Raw genomic sequence first — 10896 nt, 5'->3', positions numbered from 1 at the left:
TGAATTTACCTCCTACAAAAGCCCGTCTCACCATTGCAATGGATGGCGATGATGCGGGTCGTAAAGCAGGTTTTACCCTCGCTGCGCGTGCTTATAGACAAGGCTTTGAGGTCTTTATCATGCAAGCTCCAAAAGGAACCGATTTTAATAACGTATTACTTTCTTAAAAGAGGGAAACTATGAAAGATAGTAATTTACAAAACAATAATGAAAATACTCCCGTCAATGATAACGATAATGTCTCTTTAAACGAAAATACTTGTTTAAAAGCCATTCCTTATGAACAAGCCTTGCAACAAAATGGTTGGGGGCAATTAAAACCGATTGCTACGGCTCTCTTACCTGTCGAGCCTTTTAAAATATTCCTGCTTCCAACACCATTAATAAACTATGTTTATGACGTTGCTGATATTCAACAATCTTCTATCGATTTTGTTGCTGTTTCTGCTTTATGTGGATTGTCTGCTGTCATTGGAAATGGCGTGCGGGTTTCTCCAAAACAACATGCCAATTGGAAAATTGTTCCTAATCTCTGGGGTGCCATTGTGGGGGAACCTTCAACTATGAAAACAGATACCATGGAAGCTGCTTTAGCACCTCTTGATGTTTTTCAAGAGGAATGGCATCAAGAATGGTTAAAGAAGAAAGAACAGCAAGAAACAAAAGATATTCTTATTGAATTAGACAAAAGAGAAAAGAAAAAACAAGCCTACAAAGCACTCAAAGATCAAGACGAGGAACAAGCCCTTGCTCTTCTTTCTCAATCTCTTGAACATAAAGAAAGTGAGGAAGATGACACGCTTAATAAACGACGTCTTATTGTCAACGATGTGACCGTCGAAAAGCTTGGGGAATTGTTAAAAGAAAACCCCCGTGGTTTATTGTTGGTTCGTGATGAATTATCTGGTTTTTTATCCGATTTGGAACGGAAGGAATATCAATCAGACCGTTCTTTTTATCTAACAGCTTTTAATGGCAAAAAATCATACACCTATGACCGTATAGGACGTGGAACCATTTTTATTCCCAATGCAACCATTTCCATTATTGGGGGCATTCAACCTGCACGGATTATTCCCATTATTCAAGCAATGCACCATGGAACAAATAATGACGGCTTATTGCAACGATTTCAAATGCTGGTGTGGCCCGATGAACGAAAAGAGCGGTTATGGGTTGATAGACCTCCCAATCAAAAGGCATGGGAAAGTTATCGAGGAGTCTTTCGTGTATGGTGGGAAAGTTTTCAAAGAACAATCAAAGGGGGGCATTTCTCTGCAAGTTTACAAGCGCATCTTTTGAAAATGAATAAAACCATACCAACCCTTGCGTTGATTTTTGAACTGGTTGAGGGTGGGCGTTTTGAAATAGGCTTGCCTTCACTCACTATGACATTGTGTTGATCACCCTATTTGTTAAGTCATGCAAAACTCATTGTAGAGCCTTGTGATCATTTACCAGATGGTTTTACCTGCACGAGATGTTTATAAGCGTGATTGGAAGCTTTTAAAGGATAAAGGAATTATTCAACAAACTTTAGAGCTTTTATGCTGTTGCGACTATCTTCGTGAAATTTATGAAGACAAAACCCAAAATGCGGTCGGCCTACAAAACGCTATGAATAGCCCACCTTGGTGAAAAATCATAGGACCACACAATAGAGAAATCTCTTTTGAGAGTTTTTCAAGCCAATCGCTCAAAGCTCTTTTTAGTGATATTCTCTTCATTGCTCTTTTTTCAAAGAAAATGATCAGCGTTCTTCTTACAAAGAGTTTTGTTGCTTTTGGAGAGTTATTCCAATGTTTATGTTATTTTTTAAATAATAAAAAACATTATATTTTAATATTTTTGTTTAGGATCTCGAGCTACTCTATGGAAATTTCTATTTTTGTAAAAAATCCAAACATGCAACAGCATGGTAAAATATATTTTTATGACATTGGTGATTATCTCAAGAGAAAAGAAAAACTTACGATAATAGAAGTTATTTGGGAGTATTGATGGTATTACGTGAATATCAGCTACAATATCATCTGGATTTATATTACTCGTAATTGGCATTTTGGATGCATGGCTCATTTGTTCTGCGAACTATTGGACTTGAATGTTTAATCTATAAAGCTCGGTATTGATGATATTAGAATAAAAGCCATCTTGATTTGTAAATTTAATCGAATGCAAATTGAGAACATTCGATATAATAACAAGCGTATGCTTCTTAGCTAGCCCCCTTTAAGTAAGATAATAAGGCCACCTGCTATACTGTTCTGATTGGGGTTGAGCTCAGCTTTATAATAAACATCAAGCTTAAAAATACCGTTCGCTTATTTTGAGTTACATCAAGCTGAAATACCTATAATTCTTTCTCATCAAAAATCTTGAATAAAAAAGGCAAGTTGCTGCTTAAATTACTGCTAATATCAAAAAAACAAAGCCAATTTTGCCACCATCTTTGACACTTTTAGTATATGAGATTCCGATACATGAGACAAGCACCATATCGTTCTTCCATCGGTATGTCCTATATCTATTCACGAAACATAGCTGCTTCAGAGTGGGAAACACTATATATTTGTAGCAATTTCTTTTAATTTATTCATATCAAAATACAAATCCGATACTTTTCGGCAAAATTTATCAAGATAAATAAACAATTCATCAGAGAGAGATATCTTTTTTTCTCGAATTCTCATTAAATCCTCAGTTTTATTATTTAACGGATGCGCTTCAAAATTACTTGCACGATTTCCTGCTAATTTGGTAGGCATATAATGATTCATGATGTTACAAAAACTACAATCTAAAGGGCCAGAAACATTACTTCCAACCATACCAACGTAGTTATTTTTATTCTCAAAACACTTATATAATTCTTTAATATTACTTGCAAATGGCTTATAGACAAAAGCATTATAGCCATATTCGTGAATTTTTTCATAACCACATTTCACGAATGTCTCATCAGCGATATTTAAGAAACCCAAATTTGGAATTTTTGAAGGAAATTTCATAGGCTGTTCTATTCCAAACAAATTATTTTTATCTATCCTATCAATAAAATAATTCCACTGCTCAAAATTAATATTTGCATTGAAATCAATAATAAATTTTACATTTTTGTTTTCATTAACAATTGCAATTGTATCATCCAAATACTGATTCGATGATTTCAATTTTATCAAATCGTAATTACGTATCTCATCATCAATAATTGCACCTATTCCTATCGTTTTAATAGATTTCATTAATCCAGAATTAATAATTTTAGCCATTTCAACTTTTTTAAAAAAATCTTCCAACCCAAAGAAATAGCTTAAAGAATTTGCAAAGTGTTTACTTTTATTTATTGATCGTTCATTTATAGATTTTATAAAATCGTCCGGCATTTCTCCGTGACTAGGTGACAATGGCAACTCCATAGCAAAGGGCGAAATAACTTTATCCTGAGCAGTAAATAAAATTATCAGTTCTGTTTTTTCAACTAATACACCAGAAGAACTGTGAAAAGAATCCGATAGTTTATATTTATTGGTGTAAACTCTGATGCGTATATCCATATTTTATCTCACAGCCAGAAAAAAAATCCCGTATCATATTTAACTGAAATGTATTCTCATACTTTTTTCTATTTTCAAAATTAACTAAAATGAACTCGGGAGTAGCGATACGTATTAGAGCTAACACTTCTGCCAAATCGAATCTCTCCGATAAAGTAATCGTCACACTATATGGTACGCTATCTTTTTTCATACATTCTATGTTACGCACCCACGTTTGTTTATATTTTTTACTGTCTAGATTTCTTATCTCTGAAATAACATCTGTGCCTATTTGTATCCCTAAAAAGAACGGATTACTCTTTAATAGCTTCAAATATGGTTGAATATAGATGTGCCCCCCTGTTGCAATCCGAAAATATTTTTTACAAATGAGACACATACAAGTATATTTATGAAGTAAATCATAATCGAGCTCAAAAGGCTCTCCACCAGAAAGAATAATAAAATCAGATTTTATGTCATTTATTGTATATAAAGATTCAGGCAACGCGTCATTTCTCACCATACATTCCATCGAATATGGACAATGATTGCAGCCCGCACTGCAATTTTTATTACAAATTACAATATTATCGCCCATGAAATTTCTTATTCAAGTTCATATAATCCAATACTAATTGTTTCATGAAAATATTTTGGTATAGACAAAGATCAGAAATTTTTTTAGCCACAAACGCTTTTATCATTGGTAAAGCTTCATCCTTTGATATAGACAGCAAATGAGAAATATAGTCTATCCGTTCTTCTAAATTGAGAGATAATCTTGGACTGGTGAAAAATGTTAAGATATCCAATTCCGGACTGGCTTCTTGACATAAATCCCAATCCACTACCATAAAAGAACTATCAGGAGTAACAATGATATTATCAGGATGTAAATCTCCGTGTGATAAGATTATATTCTTGCTTAATCGAGCTTGAAAGATCTTATTGATTTGATCAATAATCGCCTTTTGATGTAGCAAATCCATTTGGCTCAATACAGTACCCCGGATAAACTCCCATTCGACTATTTCATCGCAAAGTGTTATCAAATTTGGTGCAGGATAGAGACTTTGTCGAAAAGAGCCATCCTTTATGTTTTCATTAATGCACGATGCTTCCGGATAAATTTGCCCATAGCAAAACTCTTGATGCTTGCGTTTCAAGAAATGTTGTTTTGACGATTGTGCATTTTCAGGCTGTAACCAAATGATTTCTTGTTTTCTGACAAAAATAATTAAAGCAGACACCCCAAAAATCACAGCCATAATCACTGCCAACCATAAATTAGCTTGCCAGAATGTTGAAAAAACATGACCGTATAAAAAACTGAATGCAAAGGATACAACAGCTGTAATAATGGCTGTAAATGATAAAACAGTCGCGATAGCTTTGGGATCAATCAGTGAATTGATAAGAAGAGACGACAGATAAGATCGATAAGCGGATTTAAAAACACATAGCAGTAAAAATCCTAATATAAGAGCCGCAATGATTTGAAATGACATGAGAAAAAAAGCAATGGTTACCATACAACCAATCATTAAGACGGGAAAAATAGGATTTTGAAACTTTGAAAAATACTTCTGAAACAATATATTGGAACTTGCTGAAAAAAAATTCCCAATGATAAAAATAATCGAAACCAAAATAGCAGGTTGAAATGGCAAAAAATCAGAAAATGCGATAGAAACAGTTCGATTATTAACCAAAATAGCAAAAGCTGAAACTGCACTTAAAAAAATAAGAGTGAAGCGATAAGGATTTTTGACTTCTTTACGGCTGGCGCACATAACTGTGAAAATACTCGGATGAGCGTTGATATGAAAACTATCTAATCCCTTCGTCAGTTTTGAAAACATAAAAATAGCAAAAATTAATGAAAGGACTTGAAAAATCACAGGCAATGCAGGATGCACATAATAAAGTATTCCCCCTAAAAAAATAAGTACCGTTGTCACACTATAGGTAACAGCAGCCACTTCGGACTTAACGGAAAACAGTGTGCGATGCTTTGGTACTACAGAAAAGAGTAAACTATCTTCCGCACCTGAAAAACAAGCGGCTGCTAATGTGATACACAACAAATAAGTGGCGTAAGCAAAATATGCATAATTCATAAAAAGAGCTAAAAAACCGCAAAGAAAGAAAAACAGCCCAGTATAAATAATGCGTTTACTTCCATAAACATCTGATAATAAACCCAAGGGGACTTCTAAGATCAAAGGAAGCAATAAAAAATAACTACCGATTAAAACAATATCCGCTTGCGACAAATGCAATTTTTCTGACAAAAAAAGTGGTAAAACAGCAACCACTAGAGCAGTAGACTTGCTAACACTATAAATCTTAAATTGCTTAACCTTATCCACAAAATACCTTCCCACGACATCCGCTACATGCGCCAGATTCTTTCAAAGATTTTAAAACGCTTTGAGCAGACCAATCTATTGCCTCATAATTTTGTAGATTCCCAAAAGCTTCTGAATAAAAGCAATTTTTTAAATCTCCATTATAGTCCAATACCAAGGATGAAAATGGAAATAAACACATTAACGGCGACGAAACGTACGTAGAATTTTCGCCTAAGTAATAATTAATACAATTTACAAAATTTTGTGACGTCCATGAGATTTTCTTTTCTTGAAACTTTTTATCTATATAAACCTGGAGGGGGGATTCTTTCCTTGATAATTCATCTCTCAAATGAAAAAGTGAAGCGTTTGGCGGAAGAGTTTTGTTTCTTAAAGCCTTAGATCGATCCTTTGTATTATTTTTTCTAGAAAAACTAAATGACGACGTATCGAGCGGGCTGAATCCGATATAATCGACATCTTTGCTTATACAAAAATCGATAAAATTAATAATATTTTCTAGAATCTCTTTGGTAACTGTCGCTCTTATTCCTATACTTTGCAGAGGTTGAAGATTTTTAACGGTTTCAATGTTTTTCCACACGCGATCAAATTTATTCGCCCCCCGTATATCATAATATCCTTGGACACTAGTCGAATCCATAGAAATAACAATTTCTTTTATGTCATACTGTGAAATCCATAAATTTTTATGCAATAAGATGCCATTAGTATTTAATTCAACAGGCAGACCTAGTTCATTCAACGTTAATAAAATATCTTTAAGCTTCGGATGCATTAAAGGTTCTCCCCCAGAAAGCATCACTGAGGCAGCTCCTTTTTCTTTCAACATTCTAAATAAGGGTATTAAACTTTCTGGAGTATGCCAATTTTTTTCCTTAATCTTCCAGCAATCGCACGTGATACAAGGGCTATTGCAATTCTGGATAATATGTATAATAGGTGTTACAGGTACCCATAATTTTTTAAGATCAAAAATCGAATCTGACGCACTAATCAAGTTTTCCTTCTTTAAAAGAAAACCATTCTTTTCTAGTTCTCTTAACAAGATTGAAAAATCTGATGCTAAAATCTCTGTCTCTACATTAAGCTTTGCCGCAACAGTTTCAATTTTCTGATTCTGTAAAAAAACTGAATCAATTAAAATTATAGCTGAATCATTAAGCACAATAGTCTGAAAATCATTTAATCTAGTTATGCTATTCTCGTCGAGATTAATACGAAACATTTCCCCTCCTAAATTGTTTCTTAATAATACAATGGATAAGGGCGCTGCAGCGCCCTTATCCTGCTTTTTTATTTTTTTCTATCTCGCACCAATGGTTTATAACAAGTTAAAGTTGCACTATTCACAGTACCAATCACCTGCGGTTTTTTATATGACATAATATCCTCCTCATATTGTTATTATGTACCTTATTTATATTCAAGACATTGTGATTTACAACTTTATAATTGTAAAGTAAATTTAACTGTATTATGCAATATTCAGTTTGGGAAACAAATTGGCCTATACCGGTATAAATCGAAAAACTCTTGTGCTCAGCTAATCTCCATTTTAATTAGTAAGTTCATTCAAAAAGTATTATTCTTGATTTCAATGGCTATTTCACTTCAATCGCAATAAGAAATATGCAATGCTCTACTTTATCAAGTAATTTAAAAAAGGTTTTTTGGGGCTGAAATAAAGAATAGTTGTTGCGTAAATCAGCTTCTCAGAAGAAAAATTTTTCAATTATTTTTCTGTTTTAATTGTAATTTTGTGAAATACTACTTGCGGTGAAATTACTTTTAAAAGAGGTTCAATTCGACGCCAAAATACAAACTTTTATTTCTTATTAAAGATACAATCATATTGATTTATAATGATAATCTAGCATTCTTTGGTTAAAAACAACAGCATAAAACAATAAAGAAATCTCTTTTGAAGTCTTTAAGACAACCACGCAAAACTCTTTTTATGGCATTCTCATCAAGGAACTTTTTTCCAAAAGCAAATGATCTGAGTGACCTTATCAGAAGAGTTTTGTCAGTCTTGTCAGTTCTTTTTAGAACCTATATTATTTTTTTAAAATGAGAGAAAATTAAAAACATTATATTTCAATATGTTAGCATTTTAACGATACAACCTATATCGACAATACAACCTTAAATACAATCAATAATATATATTTGTCAGTTTGTGTCTGTAAATTGAACTAACAAACTAGATTATTTTAGTGACTCATAAAACCTATCAAAATAATCATTATAATATTTTAAAAGCACATGCTTCATTTGTCTTTTTTCCATAAAATAAACAGCAAATTTCACTATTTTGCTGATCTGATATCTCTCATGGGCTGTGGATAAACAGCATTTAAAAAACTCTTTTGAAAAAATTATCGGCTTTTTTAGCATTTTTCTGCATTTTTTCTCAATTCATTCAAAATGGATTTAATAAGCTTCGTTTTAATTCTTTTGAAGAGACTTAAACCCCTTATACGAAAACGGAACTCTGTTGTAACAGGGCGTGAACTGGATCATTTGCACGTGAATTATGAAACTGTAAAACCTTATCCCGTAACCTTTAAAAAAGGTAATCCAAAAGTTACAGAGATCTCTAATCCAGAAAAATTCTATTACGTGACTGAAATGAAATTAGCAAAAGCAGGTAAAGAGAAAGATAAAACCACTGTTATTTATAATAACAATATCACAATAACAGATATCCCTCTTGACGCTTGTGAGTATATCGTTAATGGTAAATCCGCTCTTGAATGGGTTATGGGGCGTCAATGTGTTAAGACTGATAAAAAGAGTGGCATTGTTAATGATGCCAATCGTTATGCTGTTGAAACCATTGGCAACCCTGCCTACCCTCTAGAGTTATTTCCATAAGTTTAGAGACAATGAAAATTGTTAAGAACCTACCAAAATTGGAAATAAGAGAAACTGAATAACTTAAAAGCATGCTCACATAATGGGTATGATAAACTCATAAGGGGTATAAGGTTTTATACCTATAGGTTCTTATATCCCTTTTATAAATTGCTGACATACAATCTTTAAAAGGATAATTTATCATACGTTATTTAAAAAGAAGAAACTTGCACTTTTAGATACTCTTATTTACATTGCCTTTAAAAGATTAAATCGTAATCTAAAATGATAGCTTTATTGTTATCAGAAGCTTTATTTAAAGAGGGTTATGTATATTCATTTTCTTATATTACTTATAGGTTTTGAATGTTTCTACCCCCCAAAAACCCTTACAAAACATAGAGCATTAGTTGAATTTATAGGTTGTACTATTGATATAGGTTGTTTTTTGAAAAATTGATAAAAAATAACATATTGAAATATAATGACTTTTATTTTTTATTGAAAAATATGTAAAGGGGGGCGTAAAAAGCACCTCCAAAACTCATAACCATAATGGTCTTGATAGCATTTATTATGATTATAATCCCTTTCTTTTGAAAGGCTTTAAAAGATCACATACTCTCATAAGACATGTTTTAATCATTCACTAAATGATCACTTTTGTCGATTCAATGTACTGACATAAACTGACAAATATATATTTACAGTTGTATTTATTTGTTATGGCTGTTTTAATAAGTTGTATTTTGAAAAAATCATAAAACTTAACTTATTGAAATATAATGTTTTTAATTTTCTCTCATTTAAAAAAAATGATATAGGTTCTAAAAAGAACTGACAAAAATGACAAAAGTTTATTAAAAGGGATTTTGCTCATCTCTATAATGATCAGTTTCTATTGAGATGTTTTCATAAGTGTTTTCATAACAGACAATAAATCGCAATTATCATATATCCTATTTATCATTTCTCTTATGAAACTGAAAAATGATGCCATGGCTATAAAGAACATAACAGCTATAGAGAAAGCGTAAAAACAGTAAACTTGAATACTCATATGCAAATGAAAGCATTTGTTATAAAGACAGTCCCTATAAAGGCTGTTAAGTCTAAAATGTGTTATTAAAAGAAATTAACAGAAATCTTAAAAGCCATTTAGTGACAAAATTGATAGGTTATAAAGTTTAAAATACGCATAATGAGAGCGTTTCTAAAATATTATAAATGTATAGATTCAGAAAATACGCAATCGTTTCACAAAGCCCGTAATATAGCTTTAAAAGCACATAAATATAAAAGAAACAATTAATAAGCATAAGATATTACCAATACACAACGTATTTAAAAAATACAAAAAATATCAAAAAGATAAAATATTATTTGACAGTAAATACGTATTTTGTTATATAAGTACTCAAGTGATCAAAACACTTTGTGATTAGCGGATAGATTACGAAACAATCTTTCCAAAGCTTTTAAAAACTGGCTATCTTTTATGCTATGATTAGCATATATGATAATTTTGTCGGGTGTAGTTACGCCATAAAATACTCTTATGAGAAAAGCGTAACAACGGACTAATCACCGTGTTTTGAACGCCCGACGCCCCTTATAGGGTGTCAATTTCAAAACTCTTGATTAGGACATATTAGTATGAATACTACAGTAAAAACCACCCCCGTTATCTCTTCTATTTCAAATGAAACTGCGTCTGTTAATAAACAAGAGCCTGCAAAAAAATACGAATTTATTGATGATTGTGAATATATCGATGGTCATTTCTTAACTCGAATTAGAGCCTTAAGAGATTTTGATGATGTCAAAAAAGGCGATTTAGGGGGGTATATTGAAAATGAAAGCAACTTATCTCATGAGGGCAATTGCTGGGTGTATAATAAAGCTCGGGTCTTTCAAAATGCACGCGTCTTTGGAAATGCTAAAGTAAAAAGCTTTTTTGTTGATGTCTATGGTAATGCGCAAATTTATGGGAATGCTATTTTTGAAGGTATGACTTTAAAGGACAATGCAAAACTGTCTGGTAATGCGCATGCTAGCAACGCCGTTGTAATTGAAGGCAATGCACAAATTTATGATAACGCCCGTGTCACTGATCA

5 protein-coding genes and 3 pseudogenes are annotated in these 10896 nt (G+C 32.3%); 4 read left to right on the top strand and 4 right to left on the bottom strand.

Features of this window, described 5'->3' with window-relative positions; translation table 11 throughout:
- Together PVV63_RS09105 and PVV63_RS09100 are read left to right on the top strand one after the other, a co-directional pair.
- The coding region (locus PVV63_RS09105) for a toprim domain-containing protein (RefSeq protein ID WP_273791589.1) at positions 1-167 on the top strand (167 nt) is incomplete at its 5' end.
- Between the two features lie 12 nt (positions 168-179).
- Positions 180-1625 (top strand): annotated as a pseudogene (locus tag PVV63_RS09100) (YfjI family protein).
- 939 nt (positions 1626-2564) lie between these two features.
- Here the strand turns inward: PVV63_RS09100 and PVV63_RS09095 are convergent.
- From PVV63_RS09095 to PVV63_RS09080, 4 genes are read right to left on the bottom strand one after another with little or no spacing between them, the layout of a single operon-like run.
- Positions 2565-3557, bottom strand: a complete 993-nt coding sequence (locus PVV63_RS09095; RefSeq protein WP_273791588.1) for a hypothetical protein — start codon at positions 3555-3557, stop codon at positions 2565-2567.
- On the bottom strand, positions 3526-4140 hold the full coding sequence (locus tag PVV63_RS09090) for a hypothetical protein (protein WP_273791587.1): 615 nt from the start codon (positions 4138-4140) through the stop codon (positions 3526-3528). The genes PVV63_RS09095 and PVV63_RS09090 overlap by 32 nt, the downstream gene beginning before the upstream one ends.
- Entirely contained in the window at positions 4130-5914 is a 1785-nt protein-coding gene (locus PVV63_RS09085; protein WP_273791586.1) for an MFS transporter, read from the bottom strand. The genes PVV63_RS09090 and PVV63_RS09085 overlap by 11 nt, the downstream gene beginning before the upstream one ends.
- Positions 5907-7145, bottom strand: coding sequence for a radical SAM protein (locus PVV63_RS09080; RefSeq protein ID WP_273791585.1), 1239 nt, complete (start codon positions 7143-7145; stop codon positions 5907-5909). The genes PVV63_RS09085 and PVV63_RS09080 overlap by 8 nt, the downstream gene beginning before the upstream one ends.
- A 1271-nt stretch (positions 7146-8416) precedes the next feature.
- On the opposite strand from PVV63_RS09080, the pseudogene PVV63_RS09075 reads away from it, so the two are divergent.
- Both PVV63_RS09075 and PVV63_RS09070 read left to right on the top strand, forming a co-directional pair.
- Positions 8417-8859: pseudogene (locus PVV63_RS09075) on the top strand (type ISP restriction/modification enzyme); the annotation flags it as partial.
- 1576 nt (positions 8860-10435) lie between these two features.
- A pseudogene (locus PVV63_RS09070) lies at positions 10436-10896 on the top strand (hypothetical protein); the annotation flags it as partial.

The organism is Bartonella sp. CM31XJBT (genome assembly GCF_028618555.1).
GTDB lineage: Bacteria > Pseudomonadota > Alphaproteobacteria > Rhizobiales > Rhizobiaceae > Bartonella.
The sequence above is the reverse complement of the archived record's forward strand: the minus strand, read 5'-3'. Positions and strand labels throughout refer to the sequence as shown.

Bases quoted from the DNA above. Each gene is read 5' to 3' on its own strand.
- PVV63_RS09080 (WP_273791585.1), bottom strand. From the start codon at position 7,145: ATGTTTCGTATTAATCTCGACGAGAATAGCATAACTAGATTAAATGAT.
- PVV63_RS09090 (WP_273791587.1), bottom strand. From the start codon at position 4,140: ATGGGCGATAATATTGTAATTTGTAATAAAAATTGCAGTGCGGGCTGC.
- PVV63_RS09095 (WP_273791588.1), bottom strand. From the start codon at position 3,557: ATGGATATACGCATCAGAGTTTACACCAATAAATATAAACTATCGGAT.